This is a genomic window from uncultured Streptococcus sp. (genome assembly GCF_963516575.1).
In the GTDB taxonomy this organism is placed as follows: domain Bacteria; phylum Bacillota; class Bacilli; order Lactobacillales; family Streptococcaceae; genus Streptococcus.
Genome location: NZ_CAUQCP010000007.1, coordinates 22,764 through 43,296, shown reverse-complemented (window position 1 = coordinate 43,296; position 20,533 = coordinate 22,764). Strand labels below are relative to the sequence as shown.

The 20,533-nt window shown below is 40.5% G+C and carries 18 protein-coding genes; 11 read left to right on the top strand and 7 right to left on the bottom strand.

Features of this window, described 5'->3' with window-relative positions; genetic code table 11:
- The first annotated feature begins 3 nt into the window (after nt 1-3).
- The 6 genes from RWM06_RS02230 (at nt 4) to RWM06_RS02205 (ending at nt 5,235) form a co-directional block, all read left to right on the top strand.
- The gene (locus RWM06_RS02230) at nt 4-828 is read left to right on the top strand and encodes an ABC transporter ATP-binding protein (RefSeq protein ID WP_313969958.1); all 825 of its coding nucleotides are present in this window, start codon (nt 4-6) and stop codon (nt 826-828) included.
- Nucleotides 821-1,519, top strand: coding sequence for an ABC transporter permease (locus tag RWM06_RS02225; protein WP_313969957.1), 699 nt, complete (start codon nt 821-823; stop codon nt 1,517-1,519). Before RWM06_RS02230 ends, RWM06_RS02225 begins: the two co-directional genes overlap by 8 nt.
- Nucleotides 1,520-1,528: 9 nt before the next feature.
- Entirely contained in the window at nt 1,529-2,170 is a 642-nt protein-coding gene (locus tag RWM06_RS02220) for a type II CAAX endopeptidase family protein (RefSeq protein ID WP_313969956.1), read from the top strand.
- A 17-nt stretch (nt 2,171-2,187) separates the two neighbouring features.
- A complete protein-coding gene (locus RWM06_RS02215; protein ID WP_000832184.1) occupies nt 2,188-2,418 on the top strand; it encodes a hypothetical protein in 231 nt (76 codons plus the stop codon).
- A 134-nt stretch (nt 2,419-2,552) separates the two neighbouring features.
- The gene (aspS, locus tag RWM06_RS02210) at nt 2,553-4,316 is read left to right on the top strand and encodes an aspartate--tRNA ligase (RefSeq protein WP_313969955.1); all 1,764 of its coding nucleotides are present in this window, start codon (nt 2,553-2,555) and stop codon (nt 4,314-4,316) included.
- Nucleotides 4,294-5,235 (top strand): YitT family protein, encoded by a 942-nt coding sequence (locus RWM06_RS02205; RefSeq protein ID WP_268717662.1) that lies wholly within the window; start codon nt 4,294-4,296, stop codon nt 5,233-5,235. The genes aspS and RWM06_RS02205 overlap by 23 nt, the downstream gene beginning before the upstream one ends.
- A gap of 29 nt (nt 5,236-5,264) precedes the next feature.
- Here RWM06_RS02205 and RWM06_RS02200 read toward each other — a convergent pair whose 3' ends face one another.
- From RWM06_RS02200 to RWM06_RS02180, 5 genes are all read right to left on the bottom strand, one after another.
- A complete protein-coding gene (locus tag RWM06_RS02200; RefSeq protein WP_153220599.1) occupies nt 5,265-6,251 on the bottom strand; it encodes a LacI family DNA-binding transcriptional regulator in 987 nt (328 codons plus the stop codon).
- 9 nt (nt 6,252-6,260) lie between these two features.
- Nucleotides 6,261-7,061, bottom strand: coding sequence for a DUF1189 domain-containing protein (locus tag RWM06_RS02195; protein WP_313969954.1), 801 nt, complete (start codon nt 7,059-7,061; stop codon nt 6,261-6,263).
- A gap of 252 nt (nt 7,062-7,313) precedes the next feature.
- Entirely contained in the window at nt 7,314-8,156 is an 843-nt protein-coding gene (locus RWM06_RS02190) for a sugar ABC transporter permease (protein WP_042900152.1), read from the bottom strand.
- A 1-nt stretch (nt 8,157) separates the two neighbouring features.
- Nucleotides 8,158-9,450, bottom strand: a complete 1,293-nt coding sequence (locus RWM06_RS02185) for a carbohydrate ABC transporter permease (protein WP_173875697.1) — start codon at nt 9,448-9,450, stop codon at nt 8,158-8,160.
- A 110-nt stretch (nt 9,451-9,560) separates the two neighbouring features.
- A complete protein-coding gene (locus tag RWM06_RS02180) occupies nt 9,561-10,832 on the bottom strand; it encodes an extracellular solute-binding protein (protein ID WP_313969953.1) in 1,272 nt (423 codons plus the stop codon).
- A 478-nt stretch (nt 10,833-11,310) separates the two neighbouring features.
- Here RWM06_RS02180 and malQ point away from each other — a divergent pair, with 478 nt between their 5' ends.
- The 3 genes from malQ to RWM06_RS02165 all read left to right on the top strand — a co-directional run bounded on the left by malQ (nt 11,311) and on the right by RWM06_RS02165 (nt 15,675).
- Nucleotides 11,311-12,828 (top strand): 4-alpha-glucanotransferase, encoded by a 1,518-nt coding sequence (malQ, locus tag RWM06_RS02175; RefSeq protein ID WP_313969952.1) that lies wholly within the window; start codon nt 11,311-11,313, stop codon nt 12,826-12,828.
- A 24-nt stretch (nt 12,829-12,852) separates the two neighbouring features.
- Nucleotides 12,853-15,111 carry a glycogen/starch/alpha-glucan family phosphorylase gene (gene glgP / locus RWM06_RS02170; protein WP_313969951.1) on the top strand — a complete coding sequence of 753 codons (2,259 nt, stop codon included), beginning with the start codon at nt 12,853-12,855 and terminating at the stop codon, nt 15,109-15,111.
- Nucleotides 15,112-15,468: 357 nt separating this feature from the next.
- Nucleotides 15,469-15,675: a membrane protein gene (locus RWM06_RS02165; RefSeq protein WP_045606609.1), complete on the top strand. Its 207-nt coding sequence runs from the start codon at nt 15,469-15,471 to the stop codon at nt 15,673-15,675.
- Between the two features lie 105 nt (nt 15,676-15,780).
- Here RWM06_RS02165 and RWM06_RS02160 read toward each other — a convergent pair whose 3' ends face one another.
- Entirely contained in the window at nt 15,781-16,629 is an 849-nt protein-coding gene (locus tag RWM06_RS02160; protein WP_313969950.1) for a putative RNA methyltransferase, read from the bottom strand.
- A gap of 150 nt (nt 16,630-16,779) precedes the next feature.
- Between RWM06_RS02160 and RWM06_RS02155 the strand changes: the two genes are divergently transcribed.
- The gene (locus tag RWM06_RS02155) at nt 16,780-17,058 is read left to right on the top strand and encodes a DUF6110 family protein (protein ID WP_000910909.1); all 279 of its coding nucleotides are present in this window, start codon (nt 16,780-16,782) and stop codon (nt 17,056-17,058) included.
- 1 nt (nt 17,059) lies between these two features.
- The gene (locus tag RWM06_RS02150; protein ID WP_313969949.1) at nt 17,060-19,123 is read left to right on the top strand and encodes a heavy metal translocating P-type ATPase; all 2,064 of its coding nucleotides are present in this window, start codon (nt 17,060-17,062) and stop codon (nt 19,121-19,123) included.
- A 77-nt stretch (nt 19,124-19,200) separates the two neighbouring features.
- On the opposite strand, the gene tyrS is transcribed toward RWM06_RS02150, so the two are convergent.
- Nucleotides 19,201-20,457, bottom strand: a complete 1,257-nt coding sequence (gene tyrS, locus RWM06_RS02145; protein ID WP_000546884.1) for a tyrosine--tRNA ligase — start codon at nt 20,455-20,457, stop codon at nt 19,201-19,203.
- Nucleotides 20,458-20,533: the final 76 nt, after the last annotated feature.

The window sequence follows — 20,533 nt, the reverse complement described above, 5'->3', positions numbered from 1 at the left end:
TCTATGATTCGTGTTGAAAATATAAGCAAAAGTTTTGGGAGCAAAAAAGCTCTTCATCAGATTTCTTTTGAGATTAAGAAAGGTGAAATCTTTGGTTTTCTTGGCCCTTCTGGCTCAGGTAAAACAACTATGATCAATGTCTTGACAGGTCAGTTGGCTGCAGATCAAGGTAAAACAGTTTTGTTAGGCAAGAATTCTCAAGATTTAACCTCAAATGATTTGGAACAAATTGGTATTGTTAGTGATGGCAGTGGTTTTTATGAAAAGATGAGTCTTTACAAAAATCTTCTTATCTATGCTAAGTTATATGGTCTCAAGTCAGACAGAGTAAATCAGGTACTCCAACAGGTTGGATTGGCAGATGCTAAAGATATTATCGCAGAAAAACTATCTACAGGAATGAAACAACGAATGTTCTTGGCTCGTGCCCTTCTGAATGCTCCTAAGATCCTCTTTCTAGATGAGCCAACCAGTGGCTTAGACCCTACAACATCTAAGATGATTCATACCCTACTACAAGAATTAAAGCAGGCGGGGACAACTATCTTTCTGACCACGCATGATATGAATGAAGCAACTCTGCTTTGTGATCGCCTATCTCTTTTGAATAAGGGGAACTTAATAGAGTATGGAAGTCCGCAAGATATTATCCAGAAGTACCATGTGGATAAGAAAGTACGTGTGGTTTATAATGATGGACGAGAACAGATAGTTCCATTTGAAGAATTGCCACATTTAGACACGACAGATTTGATGATGGTTCACTCTTGTGAGCCGACTTTAGAAGAGATCTTTATCAGATTGACAGGAGAAAAGTTAGATGTTTAGAAAATTAAATGCCCTACTATGGTTAAGATTACAAGTTCTTATCAGCAATTCAACTTTGTTAGCGACTTTATTGATGCCTTTTGGTATTGCTGTTTTATATAATGAATTTTTAAATAAGAATGGACAATTGAGCCTATTTTTACTATCTGCTAGCTTGACGATGGTCTTGAGCATGGGAAGTGGTTATATGGTATCGATTATGATGGCAGAAGATAAGGAAAAACGAAATCTTAAATCACTCATTCTAAGTGGTGTGACAGCAACAGAATATACTTTCAGTATGCTTGTTCTCCCTATTCTGATAATGTTACTTGCTATGATTGTACTTCCCATCTATCTTAAAGTAGATGTATCTGGTTATTTATTTGCCTACGTTATCTATTTGCTCCTAGCAACTATTAGTATTATTTTTCTCAACCTTCTAATCGGTGCGGTGTCAGATACTCAATCTAAAGCGCAAGTTTATAGTATCTTCCCTATGTTAATTGTCTCTTTTTTACCTATAATTGCTCTTCAAAATGATACGGCTCAAAAAGTGTTGGATTACTCGTTCGTTGGTCCTATTGTAAATCTTTTAAATAAAAAAGGTGGAGAAATATCTTTTTCTAACATCGGTATGTTACTTGCCTGGGTACTTGTATTAGGAATAGCAAACCTCATTGTATTGAAAAACAGCTATAAAGCAAGATAGGAGAACTTTATGAAACTACTTAAAAACCTTGGCTGGTTTCTTCTAGCCATTCTATCCTTTTTATTCATCTATGGCTTCATTCAGGTGCTCGCGACTACGTCGCTTGCCTTAGGTGCTTCACCCTATGCTGTTACCCTACTCTATGTAGCCTTGGCTGGAGTTTATGTGTACGGCGTTTACAAATGGTATCAGAAAGGTCCTGTTCGTATTGAGAAGAGTGGCTTCAACCGATTTATTTGGCTTCCTGCCTTGGTTTGGTTCTTATCTCTGGTTGTCCAATTTTTCTTGCCAAATGATCCTTCAGTAAATCAACAAATGGCGACAGACTTGACCTTGTCTCAACCACTTTTCTCATTCTTTGCTGTCGTTATTTTTGCTCCTTTGACGGAAGAGCTTATCTTTAGAGGGATGTTAGCACGCTATCTCTTTCCTAAGCAGGACAATAGTAAACAAACTCTGATTTTTCTTCTGGTATCCAGTGTTCTGTTTGCCTTGATTCATTTCCCAGGTGATGTGCAACAATTTTTTGTCTATTTTAGCCTTGGTTTTAGCTTGGGCTTGGCTTATATTAGCAGAAAAGGTCTGGTCTACAGTATTTCTCTTCACGCTTTAAATAATTTAGTCGGCTTTTTGATGATTCTCATGCTATAATAGAGTCAGGAGGTCACATGAAACGAGTAATTTTATTAGCAGTGATTCAAGCAGTCGTTCTATTTTTCATTATTGGAGCGCTAGCTTATGCCTTTAAGGGCGATTTCTTCTACAACTATCTAGCAGTTGTCTTTGCCCCTATTGCAGGTGTCTTGCGCTTTGGGACAGCTTACACAACGGAAATTGTCTTGCCGAGAAAGGCAGCCGAAATCGCTGAAAAGCGTAAAGCAGGCAAAAATTCAAAATAAGAGAGTCCGGTGAACTTCATCGGATTTTTGTATGTGCGTTAATTTTTAAAGACAGGCAAACTTTTCTGCTGATTTTCATGAAGAGCCTGCGCTTTTATGGTAAAATAGTAACAGAATAAAAGAGGAGAGAAAACATGAAACGTAGTATGTATGCTGGTCGTGTTCGTGAGGAACACATCGGACAAGAAATGACCTTGAAAGGATGGGTTGGCCGTCGTCGTGACCTTGGTGGTTTGATTTTTATCGACCTTCGTGACCGTGAAGGAATCATGCAGTTGGTTATCAACCCTGAAAAAGTATCTGCAGAGGTCATGGCAACAGCTGAAAGCCTTCGTAGCGAATTTGTTATCGAGGTGACTGGTCAGGTCGCTGCGCGTGAGCAAGCCAATGATAAGTTGCCAACTGGTGTAGTTGAGTTAAACGTGACAGCTCTGACAGTGCTTAATACAGCTAAGACAACACCATTTGAGATTAAAGATGGCATTGAGGCCAATGACGATACACGTTTACGTTACCGTTACCTTGACCTTCGTCGTCCAGAAATGTTGGAAAATCTTAAACTTCGTGCTAAGGTGACCCACTCTATCCGCAACTACTTGGATGAGTTGGAGTTTATCGACGTGGAGACACCATTCCTTTCTAAGTCAACACCAGAAGGGGCGCGTGACTACTTGGTGCCATCTCGTGTCAATAAAGGGCATTTCTATGCACTTCCTCAAAGTCCACAAATCACGAAACAGCTCTTGATGAATGCTGGTTTTGACCGTTACTATCAAATTGTTAAATGTTTCCGTGACGAGGACTTGCGTGGAGACCGCCAGCCTGAGTTCACACAGGTCGACTTGGAAACATCTTTCCTTACTGAGCAAGAAATCCAAGATATCACAGAAGGTTTGATTGCGCGCGTGATGAAAGAAACTAAAGGCATCAAAGTGACGCTTCCATTCCCTCGTATGAAATACGATGATGCTATGGCTCTTTACGGTTCTGATAAACCTGATACGCGTTTTGACATGTTGCTTCAGGATTTGACAGCAGTGGTCAAAGGTGTAGATTTTAAAGTCTTTTCAGAAGCACCTGCTGTAAAAGCCATTGTGGTCAAAGGCGCTGCGGACAACTATTCACGTAAAGATATCGACAAGATGACTGAAGTAGCCAAACAATATGGTGCCAAAGGCCTTGCTTGGGTCAAGGTTGTTGATGGAGAATTAAACGGACCAGTTGCTAAGTTCTTGACAGGCATCCAAGCAGACTTGACTGTAGCGCTTGCTCTTGAAGATAAGGACTTGGTTCTCTTTGTGGCAGATACGCTTGAGGTAGCTAATGCAACACTCGGTGCCCTTCGTGGACGTATTGCCAAAGAGCTTGGCTTGATTGATAACGATAAATTCAACTTCCTTTGGGTGGTTGACTGGCCAATGTTTGAATGGTCTGAGGAAGAAGATCGCTATATGAGTGCCCACCATCCATTTACCCTTCCACAGGAAGAGACAGCTCACGAATTAGAAGGTGATTTGGCTAAGGTTCGTGCCATTGCTTACGATATCGTCTTGAACGGTTATGAGCTTGGTGGTGGTAGCCTTCGTATCAACCAAAAAGACCTTCAAGAACGCATGTTCAAGGCTCTTGGTTTCTCAGCTGAAGAAGCAAATGACCAGTTTGGTTTCCTTCTTGAAGCCATGGACTATGGTTTCCCACCACACGGTGGCTTGGCTATCGGGCTTGACCGATTTGTAATGTTGCTTGCAGGAGAAGAAAATATCCGTGAAGTCATTGCCTTTCCTAAGAACAACAAGGCAAGTGATCCAATGACACAAGCTCCTTCAACAGTAGCTCTCAAACAACTAGAGGAACTCAGCTTACAAGTAGAAGAAGATGAAACAAGCAAAACGAATTAAGCGGTGGCGCTATTATCTGCGCCGCTTTGCTTATCAGATAAAAATTTTACGTGTCTTACAAAGCATCTCCCGAGAAAAGTATGACGAAAAAATTTCGGCCTCTCTGGTCTATGGTTTTTTATCAGCAGTAGCGGTCAATTTCTTTTTCCAACCAGGACATGTGTATTCGAGTGGTGCGACAGGTCTGGCACAGATTATCTCTGCCTTGAGTAATCACTGGTTTGGTTTTCACATTCCGATTTCGCTGACCTTCTACGCCATTAATTTTCCTTTGATGGTTTTAGCTTGGTATCAGATTGGACATAAGTTCACGGTCTTTACCTTTATAACGGTATCCATGAGTTCCTTCTTTATCCAGTTTGTCCCTGTGGCGACCTTGACGGAGGATCCCATTATCAATGCCCTTTTTGGGGGTGTTGTCATGGGCTTGGGGATTGGTTTTGCTCTTCGCAACAATATCTCCAGTGGTGGGACGGATATCGTCAGCCTGACCATTCGCAAGAAAACGGGTAAGAATGTTGGTAGTATTTCTTTCTTGGTAAATGGGACGATCATGCTGATAGCTGGTTTGACCTTTGGTTGGAAATACGCTCTCTACTCTATGATTACCATCTTTGTCTCTAGCCGTGTGACAGACGCTGTCTTTACCAAGCAAAAACGGATGCAGGCCATGATTGTGACCAATCATCCAGAGAAGGTAATTGAAAAAATCCATAAAAAGTTGCACCGCGGAGCAACCATGATCCACGATGCAGAAGGAACCTATAATCACGAAAGAAAGGCAGTTTTAATCACTGTCATTACACGTGCAGAGTTTAATGAATTTAAACAGATTATGAAACAGGTGGATCCAAGCGCCTTTGTCTCTGTCTCGGAGAATGTTCATATTTTGGGACGGTTCGTTGAAACAGATAATTAGTAACTAAAAAAACCAGCGCGAGCTGGTTTTTATTTTTCGATAATTTTGTGGGCGATTAACTGGCGATAACAAATTTGTTTATTGCTTTTAGCATCGTTGATAATCTGGAGGATGGTTTCAAGAGAAACACGACCAAGTTCTAGGCTATTGATATCAACATAGGCTGCCAAGTTGAGTTTGGGATTGACTGAGTCAAAGCTGAGAACAGGGACATTCAGTTGGTGCTTAGCGATATAGTCACAGACACCTTCGGCTAGGAGGCTATCGGTTGTGATGATAGCATCGATTTGTGGGTCATGCTGAAAGAGGAGTTTACTAAATTGATATCCTTTTTCCTCTAGAAATTCATTTGCAAAGTAGGTCAGATTGTCATCAAGAGGCAGTTTGTATTGCTTGAGTGCGGACTCATAGCCTGTTAAACGATCTTGTGTTACGAAGAGTCGCTTAGTCCCTCCAATGAAGGCAATTCGTTTGCAGCCTTTTTTGATGAAATATTCGGTTGCATCAAAACCAGCTTGGACATTGTCGTTGTCAACAAGAGGGATAAAGGGTGAAATGGATTTTCCTAAGATGAGGAAGGGGAACTGCTCATCAGCGACCAGCTTGACCAAGGGATCTTCCTCTTCGGCATAAAGGAAAATCAAACCATCCACACGTTTGCCGTAAACCATCTGTGAAATCGCTTTAAGGCGTTCTTTTTCATCTTTACCTGTTGCAATCTGAATAGCATAGTGGTTTTCAGAAGCAACTTGGGCGATACCACGGAGGACAGATGGGAAGAAAGGATTTTGATAGAAGGCGTCTGAGTCGTCAGGAAGGACCAAGCCAATAACTTGGGTATAACTACTTACCAAGCTACGAGCGTTGAGGTTGGGGTGGTAATTGAGCTCCTTCATAGCCTTGCGAACACGTTTTTTTGTTTCGTCGCTAATGGTTGATTTATTTTGAATAACACGGGTTACGGTTGAAGGCGAAACACCAGCAGCCTTGGCCACATCTTTAATCGTAACGGGCATAAAAATCTCCTATTTATGGTAATCTGGATCACGGAAATGCGTTTTATAAAAAATAGTGACCAGATATAGAACAAAAAGAATGTTTTGTATAGTGATGAGGGTTGTCATATTTTGGCCAAATAGTCCCAAAATAAGCGTAATCAGAGTTGGTAATCCTAAACAGTTCAAGATAAAATGGTAGCACTCTTTAAAGGTCCTAAATGAAAAGAGGCGTGATTTTTTAGTGATATAAAGGAGAAGACTCGCTCCTAGAGAGACGATAAAGAAATTCAAACCAAAGAGGAAGCTGGCACCGAGAACTAGAAAGAGACTGATATAGACACGATTCTGCTGGTACCAGTCTTTAGAAATGGCTTGGGTCAAGCTGTCTTTGTTTTTGAAACTCTCAGTATCAATCGCTAGGTAAGAGACACGGGTCAGTTCTTTACTTTCCTTGCTGATGACTAGCTCATTCGTATCGAAATGCAGTTGCAAGTCTTTAGGTAATTCCTTGCTTTGACTTGGACCAATCACAATAGAAGGCGTTTGACTAGCTGTTCCAGTATAAGTTAATTTGCCATCAATAATTGTAGCGTGTTCAGAGAGATCCTGGACAACCTCATCTGTCAATGGTTCATAGACATTATCGATAAAGGTTTCTAGCGGATAAGTATCTTGTGAGCTGTTTTGGATGGCAATAGGTACCATAGACAAGCTGATAAGGAAGATACTGGTAAAGAGAAGCTGAAACCAGTTGAGCCCGAAACGTTTGGACAGGGGCCTACGAAATCCCCAAATACTTGAAAAATATGAAAATGGATATGGAAGCATTTGTATCTTTCTAAAAGGTGTTTTCTATATGAGTATTATTATATAGAGAAATGTGCTTTATTTCAAGTCTAGGGGATAAATTGCTTGCTACAAGGATATTATTTACAGTAGCAATCGCTAATACTCAATGAAAATCAAAGAGCAAACTAGGAAGCTAGCCGCAGGCTGTACTTGAGTACGGCAAGGTGAAGCTGACGTGGTTTGAATTTGATTTTCGAAGAGTATAAAATGAAAAAGGGTGGCGGGGATAAATTATCCCTTGTCGCCACCACTTGTAAGTCCTGAAACAAAGTTCTTTTGTAGGAAGAAGAAGAGAATACAGATTGGAAGGGCGATGAGGATAGCACCTGCTGAGAAGTAGGCAATCTTCATGTTTTTCACATTGTTAACGAAGGTTTGGAGACCAACGGCAACGGTAAAGTATTCTTTCTCACGAAGCAAGAAACTAGAGAGGATATAGTCTCCGAAAGGTCCCATGAAGGCCCAGAGAGCTTGAACAGCAATCATTGGGCGAACAAGTGGGAGAACAATTTGCCAGAAGCGGCGGAAGTGTCCTGCACCGTCTAGTTTTGCAGATTCGTCTAGAGACATTGGTACTGTATCGAAGTAACCTTTCATCAGCCAAGCATTCATTGGGATACCACCACCAACGTAGAGGAAGATGAGGAACCAGCTGTGGTTAAGGGCGTTCAACATAAGTGCCATAACGAAGAAGGCTGTCAAAGCGGCCATGGTTGGCACCATTTGGATAATCAAGAAGAAGACCAAACTTTGTTTACGAGCCAAGAAGTTGTAACGGCTGTAGGCATAACCAGCAAGTACGATGATACTTGTTTGAACAGCCATGGTAATCAAGGCGATAATCAAAGTATTGAGGTACCAAGTACCGTACAAGGTTTCAGAGAAGAGCCCTTGGAAGTTAGCAAAACTAAAGTCAACGTTGCTGTCTAGTTTAAAGGCTACTACGTTACCAGTCTTGAAGGCTGACATGATAGTAATCAACAGTGGATAGATAATCACGATTGAAAGGCCAATCAAGTAGAGGTAAGTAAGGGTTTGAGTCAGTCTACGTTTGAGTTTGATTGAGTTATTCATCTTAGACGTCCTCCATATCAAATGCGTGTAGTTTCTTGAATGCAATCATAGAGATTGAGATGACAATGATAGAGATAATCAAGGTAACAGCTGCCGCCATAGAGTATTGAGGAGATGTACCAGTTGTCAAACGGTAAATCCATGAGATCAAGATATCGGTTGAACCAGCCCCACCACCGACACTACCAGGTCCTCCAGCATTAAAGAGGTACATGATAGAGAAGTTGTTAAAGTTGAAGGTGTATTGGCTAATCAAAGTAGGTGCCGCAACAGCCAAGATCATTGGGAAAGTGATGTTGCGGAATTTTTGCCAAGCATTGGCACCGTCAATATAAGCTGCTTCGTAAAGGTCGTTAGGAATAGATTGCAAGATACCCAAAGTCAAAACGTAGATGTATGGGAATCCAAGCCAACCTTGCATCATAATCAAGGCAATCTTAGTCCAAGTTGGGTCTGTTTTCCAAGGAATAAGAGCACCATCAAGGAAAGGAAGGAATTTAGCCAAGATTGGCAATACTTGAGTGTTGATAGCACCAACACTATCATTAAACATATTTGAGAATGTCAAGATAGTGATGAAGGCTGGGACAGCCCAAGGAAGAAGGAAAATAACACCAAAGATACGTTTTCCTTTGATAAATGGTTGGTTAGCAATGATAGCTGTGAAGATACCGATGACGATCTGTAAAGTTGAGGCAGCCAAAGCCCAGATGATGGTCCAAGAAAGAACGGCACCAAAGGCAGAACGGAAGGTACTCAAACTCCAGATGTTCGTAAAGTTTGTCAAACCAACCCAGTCCAACAATTTGTTTGGTGGCAAGTGTTGGAAGTCATAGTTGGTAAAGGCAATCATCAAGGTTACGATAACTGGAAAGATAATCGCAAAAGTCATTGCAATATAAGATGGAATGATCAAGAGGTAAGGGAAGCCATTTTCATAGATTCCTTTGATCATATCTTTTAGCGTAAGTGGTACTGGAATTCCATTGTTGATACGTTTTGCGATTGTATGTGCATCTTTAATATTTGAGAAATAAAAGAGCACATAAACGACTACAAAGATTAAATGGAAGGCACCACGAATCAGCATAAAGAGGGAATTATCACGACCTGGCTTATCACCAAGAGTGATGAGATTGCTCAATTCAGGGGCTGCAAGTGCTAGGAAATAAAGGACGAAGACAAGGGTTACACCAAGGAAGATAAAACCTTTGGCTTTTTGCTTATTGTAAATCTGTCCTAACCCAGGAATGATAGACAGCAGGGCTGCTTTACTAGGTTGTTGCTTTTCCATAATAACTCCTTTCATAGGATACTGGTTTCTAATTAAAACCTAAACTATATATGTTTTTTATTGATAAATTCAAAGGGGGATTTGAATTCCACCCCCCTTGAACAAATTTTTTATTCACCAAATTTTTGTTTGATTGTTTCTTTGATCAATGTTACAGCATCGTTAGCAGCTGTTTTAGCATCTTTCTTACCGCTTACAGAGTCAAAGAGCATGTTAGCAGCTGGTTCCCAAACTGCAGACATTTGAGAGATGTTTGGCATTGGTTGAGCGTTCTTGAACTGTTTGATAACAGCTGTTGTCAACTCATCGTTTTTACCTTCAGCGTATGAACGAGCTTCAGTGTTAGCTGGGATTTCGTTAGTTTTATCGTAGAAGGCTTTTTGTTGTTCAGTTGAAACAAGGAAGTCTACAAATTTTTGTGCTCCTTCAAGGTTCTTAGTGCTTGATGGGATGATCCAAGCTTTACCACCACCGAATGCTGCGTAGTCTTTTCCGTTTGGAAGAGTTGGGATAGTTGCAACACCGTAGTTTACTTTAGCATCTTTGAAGGCTTGAGCTTTCCAAGGTCCATCGATGATAGCAGCTGTTTTACCTTCTTGGAATTGAGTTTGGATTAAGTTTCCAGCTCCTTCAGTATCTTGCATACCTTTAGGCCATTTTTCATACCAAGATTTAGCGTAGTTGATACCTGCGATAGAACCGTCGTTTGCAAGACCGATGTCTTTAGCGTCTTTACCGTTTTGTCCGAATACGTATGCACCGTTACCAGCAAGAAGTCCGTATGCAAAGTAGAAGTTTGTCCAGTCAGCTAGGAAAGCAGAAGTTTTTCCATCTTCTCCAGCGAATGCGTATTTGCTATCTTTAGCAAGGTTTTCTAAGTCAGCAAAAGTTTTTGGAGCTTCTTTTACCAAGTCTTTGTTGTAGTACATAACAAGTGACTCGATAACGGCAGGAGCACCGTAAACTTTACCGTCAGCAGCTGTTACAAGAGATTTAGTTTTATCATCTGTTTTAGCGCCGTCGCTCAATTTAACTTCTGAAAGTTGTCCGTCAGTACCAAGGCTACCTACACGGTCGTATGGAGCCATCATAACGTCAGCAGCTTGACCTGATTGGTTGTCAAGAGAAAGTTTGTCAAGACCACCAAGTTGGTCACCAGATTTGATGTTAACTTTTGTTCCTGACTCTTTTTCGTAAGCTTTAGCAACTGTTTCAGCGAAAGCTTTGTATTGGTCTTCAACGTAAAGAGTGATTTCTTTACCTGCAGATGAACCAGCATCAGCAGTTTTTTCAGCAGGTTTGCTTCCGCAAGCTACCAAAAGCAAGCTAGCAAGTGTAGCAGTTCCAAGCACAGCAGCGCTCTTCATGAATTTAGATGACATAGTGTATTCCTCCTAAAGAATAACAAATTTTATAATGAGGAAACGCAAACGTTTTCCTTTATGGGACTAGTATAGCACAATTGGAAAGCGGTTGCAAGTGTTTTTTGTAAAAATTCCTAAAAAAATTGTAAAAAAAGTAAACGCTTCATCGTCATATAATAGTAGAAAATCCCCAAAATTGGTTTTGTTTTAAATTTTAAAAAGTTGAGAAAACGATTGCCTAATTTACAAATGGAAAGCAGAGAGGATTCTCACTTTATTTTTGTTTAAGTAAGATAAGTGAAACCCTTATTCTTATTTTGTTTCTTTACTGAAAGAATATATATACGAGTAAGAAGAAAAAATTTTTAAAAAATAATCAAAAAAGTTATTTAAAACCGCTTGCATTTATCAAGAAAATGAGATATACTAATCATAGCGCAAACGTTTGCGTTCGTAAAAATGTAATATCTAACTATAAACACATGAGGTGCTTATTATGAAAAAACGTCAAAGTGGTGTGTTGATGCACATTTCTTCTCTTCCAGGAGCATACGGAATCGGATCATTTGGTAAAAGTGCTTACGACTTCGTTGATTTCTTGGTTCGCACAAAACAACGTTACTGGCAAATCCTTCCACTAGGAACAACTAGTTACGGAGATTCTCCTTACCAGTCTTTCTCAGCCTTCGCAGGAAACACTCATTTTATCGATCTAGATATCTTGGTGGAACAAGGCTTGTTGCAAGCAAGTGACCTTGAAGGGGTTGACTTTGGTAGTGATGCGTCTGAAGTTGATTATGCGAAAATCTACTATGCACGTCGTCCTCTTTTAGAAAAAGCGGTAAAACGTTTCTTGGAAGTAGGAGATGTTAAAGATTTTGAGAAATTTGCTCAAGACAACCAATCATGGATTGAACTCTTTGCAGAGTATATGGCTATCAAAGAGCATTTTGACAATCTTGCTTGGACTGAATGGCCAGATGCAGATGCTCGTGCTCGTAAAGCTTCAACACTTGAAAGCTACCGTGAGCAATTGGCAGACAAGTTGGTTTACCACCGTGTGACTCAATACTTCTTCTTCCAACAATGGTTGAAATTGAAAGCTTACGCTAACGACAACCACATCGAAATCGTTGGAGATATGCCAATCTACGTAGCGGAAGATTCAAGCGATATGTGGGCAAATCCACATCTCTTCAAGACAGATGTCAACGGTAAGGCGACTTGCATCGCAGGATGCCCACCAGATGAGTTTTCTGCAACTGGTCAGCTTTGGGGTAACCCAATCTATGACTGGGAAGCAATGGACAAAGACGGTTACAAATGGTGGATTGAACGCTTGCGTGAAAGCTTCAAAATCTACGACATCGTTCGTATCGACCACTTCCGTGGTTTCGAATCTTACTGGGAAATCCCTGCTGGTTCCGATACAGCAGCACCTGGTGAGTGGGTGAAAGGTCCTGGCTACAAGCTTTTTGCAGCTGTTAAGGAAGAACTTGGTGAGCTAAACATCATTGCTGAAGATCTTGGCTTCATGACAGACGAAGTTATCGAATTGCGTGAACGTACTGGCTTCCCAGGAATGAAGATTCTTCAATTTGCCTTCAACCCAGAAGACGAAAGCATCGATAGCCCACACTTGGCACCTGCTAACTCAGTTATGTACACAGGAACTCACGATAACAATACGGTCCTTGGTTGGTACCGTAACGAGATTGATGATGCGACTCGTGAGTACATGGCTCGTTACACGAACCGCAAAGAATACGAAACAGTGCCACACGCTATGCTTCGTACAGTCTTTTCATCAGTTAGCTTTATGGCAATTGCAACTATGCAAGATTTGCTAGAATTGGATGAGGCAGCTCGTATGAACTTCCCATCTACTCTTGGTGGAAACTGGTCTTGGCGTATGACTGAAGACCAATTAACACCCGCTGTTGAAGAAACTTTGCTTGACTTGACGACAATTTATCGCCGAATCAATGAAAATTTGGTAGAATTAAAGAAATAAGATAATATCAGGAGACACTTAAACATGTTATCACTACAAGAATTTGTACAAAATCGTTACAATAAAACCATTGCAGAATGTAGCAATGAAGAGCTTTACCTGGCTCTTCTTAACTACAGCAAGCTTGCAAGTAGCAAAAAACCAGTTAATACTGGTAAGAAAAAAGTTTACTACATCTCAGCTGAGTTCTTGATTGGTAAACTTTTGTCAAACAACTTGATCAACCTTGGTCTTTACGACGATGTTAAAAAAGAACTTGCAGCTGCAGGTAAAGACTTGATCGAAGTTGAAGAAGTTGAATTGGAACCATCTCTTGGTAATGGTGGTTTGGGACGTTTGGCTGCCTGCTTTATCGACTCAATTGCTACTCTTGGTTTGAACGGTGACGGTGTTGGTTTGAACTACCACTACGGTCTTTTCCAACAAGTTCTTAAAAACAACCAACAAGAAACAATTCCAAATGCATGGTTGACAGAGCAAAACTGGTTGGTTCGCTCAAGTCGTAGCTACCAAGTACCATTTGCCCACTTCACATTGACATCAACTCTTTACGATATCGATGTACCTGGTTACAAGACAGAAACGAAGAACCGCTTGCGTTTATTTGACTTGGATTCAGTTGATTCTTCTATTATTAAAGATGGTATCAACTTTGACAAGACAGATATCGCTCGCAACTTGACTCTTTTCCTTTACCCAGACGATAGCGATAAACAAGGTGAATTGCTCCGTATCTTCCAACAATACTTCATGGTTTCAAACGGTGCGCAATTGATCATCGAAGAAGCAATCGAAAAAGGAAGCAACTTGCATGACCTTGCTGACTACGCAGTTGTCCAAATCAACGATACTCACCCATCAATGGTTATCCCTGAATTGATCCGTCTTTTGACTGCTCGTGGTATCGAACTTGACGAAGCAATCTCAATCGTTCGCAGCATGACTGCCTACACTAACCACACAATCCTTGCTGAAGCCCTTGAAAAATGGCCTCTTGAATTCTTGCAAGAAGTGGTTCCTCACTTGGTACCAATCATCGAAGAATTGGACCGTCGTGTGAAAGCAGAAGTGAAAGACCCAGCTGTTCAAATTATCGATGAGAGCGGACGTGTTCACATGGCTCACATGGATATCCACTACGGATACAGTGTTAACGGGGTAGCGGCACTCCATACTGAAATCTTGAAAAATTCTGAGTTGAAAGCCTTCTACGACCTTTACCCAGAAAAATTCAACAACAAAACAAACGGTATCACTTTCCGTCGTTGGCTCATGCATGCTAATCCAAGCTTGTCCCACTATTTGGATGAGATTATTGGACGTGGTTGGCACCATGAAGCGGATGAGCTTGAAAAACTTTTGTCATTCGAAGATAAAACAGCCCTTAAAGCTAAACTTGAAGATATCAAGGCTCATAACAAACGTAAATTGGCTCGTCACTTGAAAGAACATCAAGGTGTGGAAATCAATCCAAACTCTATCTTTGACATCCAAATCAAACGTCTTCACGAGTACAAACGCCAACAAATGAACGCTTTGTACGTGATCCACAAATACCTTGACATCAAAGCTGGCAACATCCCTGCTCGCCCAATCACAATCTTCTTTGGTGGTAAAGCAGCTCCAGCCTACACAATCGCTCAAGACATCATCCACTTGATCCTTTGCATGTCAGAAGTGATTGCTAACGATCCAGCAGTAGCTCCACACTTGCAAGTAGTTATGGTTGAAAACTACAACGTTACTGCAGCAAGCTTCCTTATCCCAGCATGTGATATCTCAGAACAAATCTCACTTGCTTCTAAAGAAGCTTCAGGTACTGGTAACATGAAATTCATGTTGAACGGAGCTTTGACTCTTGGTACTATGGACGGAGCTAACGTGGAAATCGCTGAGTTGGTTGGCGACGAAAATATCTACATCTTTGGTGAAGATTCAGAAACTGTTATCGACCTTTACGCAAAAGCAGCTTACAAATCAAGCGAATTCTACGCTCGTCAAGCTATCAAACCATTGGTTGACTTCATCGTTAGCGATGCAGTTCTTGCAGCTGGAAACAAAGAGCGCTTGGAACGTCTTTACAATGAATTGATCAACAAAGACTGGTTCATGACTCTTCTTGACTTGGAAGACTACATCAAAGTGAAAGAGCAAATGTTGGCTGACTACGAAGACCGTGACGCATGGTTGGATAAAGTCATCGTTAACATTTCTAAAGCAGGATTCTTCTCATCTGACCGTACAATCGCTCAGTATAACGAAGATATCTGGCACTTGAACTAATACTCTTCGAAAATCTCTTCAAACCACGTCAGCGTTATCTGCAACCTCAAAGCGGTGCTTTGAGCAACCTGCGGCTAGCTTCCTAGTTTGCTCTTTGATTTTCATTGAGTATAAGATACAAATTCATACTAATACATTTTGTAAAAAAGCGAGTTTCGATTGAAATTCGCTTTTTTTGAATGATGTGGATTTGGGTCAATCTTGTCTAAAAATAGGGAAATCCTAGATACAGTGAAGGCTTAAAATGCTGGTTTTTACTGTCTTCAGCCTTATATTTCTTCTTAGTGTTCACCTCATATTTCTTGTATCCGCTTACATAAAGTGTTATAATATGATTGTAGGAAAGAAGGTGTTCTTATGTGGAAAAAATATTTTTCAAAATATAAATGGACGGATTTATTTTGGATTCTATTTGTTATTTTAACATGCCTCTTGGCGGGTAATAGTAATCTTTACCCCCTTACCCATCAAGAAATCTCTTATCATGGGTGCTTATCGGGAATTACACTTGCCTTATTTCACTTGCTATTTATTGATAAGTTTGTTATCTCGAATCGAAAATAAATGGAGAAGCTAAAAGCTTTAAATGTTTTAGACTTTTGGGATAGATAGTTTAAAAATTGAAATTTAAAACCGCAGATCTTCTTGAAATGCGGTTTTTTGTGTCAATTATAGTACTCTCCCAACCAGAATCTCAGCTTCGATGGTAATCTCTGTCAAGTCGTTCCAGTCAATCTTGCTCTGGTCAACATGAAAGAGTAAGGGAGTCATGCTGAGTAGGACTTGGAGTTGCTCTGCTGTGATAGGTTTGGTTAGTGAGACAGTTTTATTGGATAAGATAGTGAAGTTGTTTTGGAAATGGTCTTTGATATCTTGGTTAGAATAACCCTTGTTTGTCAGCTGGTCCTGTACCTTCTGGCGAATTTCCTTGAGGTGATTTTCCGTTGGGATAACCTTTATCAAGATGCCGTCTTTGGATAAAACGCGACGAAATTCTCCATAGTTGGCAGGTGAAAAGATATCTAGTAGGATATCCATGCTGGCGTCTTTTATAGGGAGACGAGCTAGGTCGCCAACGAACCAATTGACTGACCAGTTGGGTTCGCTCTTTGCAGCGATTTGGACTGAATCTTTGGAAATATCAAAGGCATAGAAGGTTTTGTCAGGATGACTTTCTTGTAGTTTGCGAGAGTAGAAACCTTCACCACAACCGATATCTAAGACTGTGGTGCTAGTTTCTGAATTTGCTAACAAGTCAGATACAGCCTCTAAGATAGCCTGATAAAAGCCAGCTTCTAGGATTTGTTGGCGATTTTGAAAGTTCTCCTTATCGTAGTTTGCGGATTGCTTGATTTGAGGAGCTAAATTGACATAGCCGAATTTTGCTAGGTCAAAAGAATGGCGATTGTTGCATTTGAGACTGCTCTCTACCAGAGTCAGATTTTCTTGGCAGATAGGACAGGCAAAGGCAGTCGCAGAAGCAAAACGCTGGAGTTTGGGTTTGAGGTTTGTATTCATAGTTTAAGTGTATCAAAAGAGGCAAACGAAAGCAACTTTAGGATGATTTGTAATAGAATTAAATAGTAGTATAATTACTTTTCAAAGTACCAAAATTAAATTGCTTTTATATAAAAATTAATATATAATAATAGCTAGGAGGAAATAAGTATGTTAAAAGAAGTATTAACCGTTGCAAAAGTTGCGAAAAAATCATCACTCTTTTTGGGTGGTGTCGCATTTGGTACCCTTGGTTTGAAAATCTTAGCAAGTAAGGAAGCTAAAAAAGGTTATTCTAAAGCTTTGGCTAAGGCTTACAAGTTGAAAGACGAGCTAGATGCATCTGTTTCTGTTGTGAAGCAACATGGAGACGATGTCTTGCAAGATGCCAAATATTTGTACGAGCAAGAGAAAAAAGAAGAGCAATTAGATAGCCTTATAGGAGAATAATATGTCTTTTAAAGTGCTACATAGAGGATACCAACATATCCGACTATCATCTTCTTTTTCACTCACCTTGGATATTCAAGACTATCTTCGTTCCTTGGCGAGAGATGAAAAGGGGATTGAGTCTATCCAGTTTTACATGGATCAACAGCACTTTACTCTACGCATAAAAGAAGGCTTTTCTGTATTAGATAATGCAGAAGCCTTTTTAAAAAGAGTTGATAAAGGGAAAGTTTCTGAGTTGATGACTCTTCCCATTCGTAGAGAAGAGAGTGCATATTCTATTGTTTCAGGTGCAGCAATTAAGCGTGTGCTTTTTCGTAGTCTTGTGCCGTCTCCAATTCGCTATATATGGACTTGTTATCAGGCTTTGGGTTATGTTAGAGAAGCCTATCAGACCCTAGTGCGTAAGGAACTAACGATGGAGGTCTTGGACTGTTCAGCGATTTTATTATCTTTGTTTATGAATCAATCCAAGACGGCAAGTAATATCATGTTTATGCTTGATTTGGGGAATCATTTAGATCAGTGGTCTTTGAAAAAAACTGCAACAGATTTAGAACAAAGCCTTCTTGCAAAAGAGAGCGATGTATTCTTAGTACAGGGCGATACGGTCGTTAGTATCAAGAGTTCCGATGTTCAAATAGGAGATGTCTTGGTCCTATCTCAAGGAAATGAAATTCTATTTGATGGACAAGTAGTTTCAGGTTTAGGTATGGTCAACGAAAGCTCCTTGACGGGAGAGAGTTTTCCAGTTGAAAAAAGAGAGTCTGATTTGGTTTGTGCAAATACAGTATTAGAAACTGGAGAGTTACGCATTCGTGTAACCGATAATCAGATGAACAGCCGGATTTTACAGCTGATTGAGTTGATGAAGAAATCTGAAGAAAACAAGAAAACGAAACAACGCTATTTCATCAAGATGGCGGATAAGGTCGTCAAATATAATTTCTTGGGGGCTGGGCTGACTTACCTATTAACAGGTTCCTTTTCTAAGGCTATTTCTTTCCTATTGGTCGATTTCTCCTGCGCTTTGAAAATCTCTACTCCTGTAGCTTATTTGACAGCTATTAAGGAGGGGTTGAACCGTGAAATGGTGATTAAGGATGGGGATGTTCTGGAGAAATATCTGGAAGTTGATACTTTCTTGTTTGATAAGACGGGAACAATCACAACTAGTTATCCTATAGTTGAAAAGGTGTTACCTTTTGGGGACTATAGTGAGGAAGATATTCTCAGAATCAGTGCCTGTCTTGAGGAACACATTTATCATCCTATTGCTAATGCCATTGTCAAACAAGCCGAGATAGAGGGAATTGAACATGAGGAAATGCATGGGAAACTCCAATATATCGCAAGCAAGGGGATCAAATCTCATATAGATGGGCAACCAGTTCTTATTGGGAATTATGTTTTAATGCAGGATGAGCAAATTCATATCAGTTCAGAACAAAATGCTTTAATTGAAGAGTACAAGAGTCACTACAATCTCTTATTCTTGGCTTATCAGAATGAATTGATTGGAATGTTCTGCATTCATACTCCTTTGAGAAAAGAAGCAAAAGCAGCCTTGGAGAAACTTAAGGCACAAGGGAAAAAATTGATTCTGGCAACAGGGGACACCTTGGTTAGAACAGAGGAATTAGTCAAAGATTTGCCCTTTGATCAGGTCTATACAGACTTGAAACCTGATGGGAAATTTGAGTTAGTAGAGGAACTGCAGAAAGCAGGTCACACTATTTTGATGGTTGGAGATGGATTGAATGACTCAGCGGCTCTAACCCTATCAGATATCGGTGTGGTGATGAATGAGAGCGCAGACATTTCTAAGCAGATGAGCGATATCTTATTGTTAGATAATCGCTTGGATTTCTTCCAAGAGTTGGATTGGCTATCATCATCTTTGCAAACACTCATCAAGAAGAATATTCAAGATACCGTTGTCGTAAATAGTAGTTTGATTGGCTTTGGCTTATTTAATTGGCTCAGTCCTTCAAATCTCTCTATCTTACATAATCTAACAACCTTGCGCATAGTCCTGCGTAGCCTGTCTATTAAGGCTAGATAGATGTGATTATCAACAACAAAAAGGAGTTACCTTTCTCGAGGTTAACTCCTTTTTTCTATAGGTAAATGTTGAACAGTTTAGTAAGTCAGTACAAAGTATTTTTTCTTCCCACGACGGATAACAGTCAGTTCGTTCTCAAGCTTATCTGCGTCACTCAAGACATAGTCAAGGTCTTGGATGCGGTCACCGTTGACGTAGATAGCTCCGTTTTGGACGTCTTCACGGGCTTGGCGTTTTGAGTTAACCACACCAGATGAGACGAGCAGTTCCACGATATTGTGGTTTTCGTCTGCTTGTACTTGGTAGTTTGGCACACCACGAAGTCCTTGTTTGAGCTCTTTAACCGAAAGATTTTTGATGTTTCCTGCAAAGAGTTGCTCAGTGATGTTGAGGGCTTCTTTGTAGGCTTCTTCTCCGTGAACAAGTGTAACGACTTCACGAGCCAAGACTTTTTGAGCCAAGCGTTCGTGTGGAGCCGCTTCAAATTGTTTACGGATGTCTTCAATCTCATCAAGTGACAAGAAAGTAAAGATCTTCAAGAAGCGAACAGCGTCAGCGTCCATAACGTTCATCCAGAATTGGTACATTTCGTATGGAGAAGTCTTTTCAGGATTAAGCCAGACGGCATTTCCTTCTGATTTACCAAATTTCTTACCAGTTGCATCTGTGATCAATGGAACAGTGATAACGTGACCAGTCTTGTCAGCCTTACGACGAAGCAATTCAGTACCAGCTGTCATATTTCCCCACTGGTCAGAACCACCGATTTGAAGCGTTACGTTGTGGTCTTGGTTAAGAACAAAGAAGTCATAACCTTGCATGATTTGGTAGGCAAACTCAGTGTAAGAAATTCCTGTTTCGATCCGTTTTTTAACAGATTCCTTACTCATCATGTAGTTGACAGTGAAGTATTTTCCGATATCACGGAGGAAGTCAATGAAGCTGATGCTGCCAAACCAGTCGTAGTTGTTGACCATGACAGCCTTGTTTTCACCATTTTCAAAGTCAAGAAAACGAGAAAGTTGTCCTTGGATAGACTTGACCCAGCCATCTACTGTGTCTTTTGTTTGGAGACTACGTTCAGCATCTTTGAAGGACGGATCTCCGATGAGACCTGTAGCACCGCCAACGAGAGCATAAGGTTTGTGACCTGCTAGTTGCAAGCGACGACTTGTCAAAATTGCGACAAGGTGGCCTAGGTGAAGGCTGTCAGCAGTTGGATCGTAGCCAGTATAATAAGAAACTTGACCTTCTTCTAGGGCTTTACGCAAAGCTTCTTCATCAGTCGTTTGAAAAATCAAACCACGCTCTTTTAGCTCATCAAAAATGTGCATGTGTCTTTTCTCCTTTTTAAAATTATTGTTTCTACCTATTGTATCACAAACTTGGGCAATAGCCTAGCAGAATAGG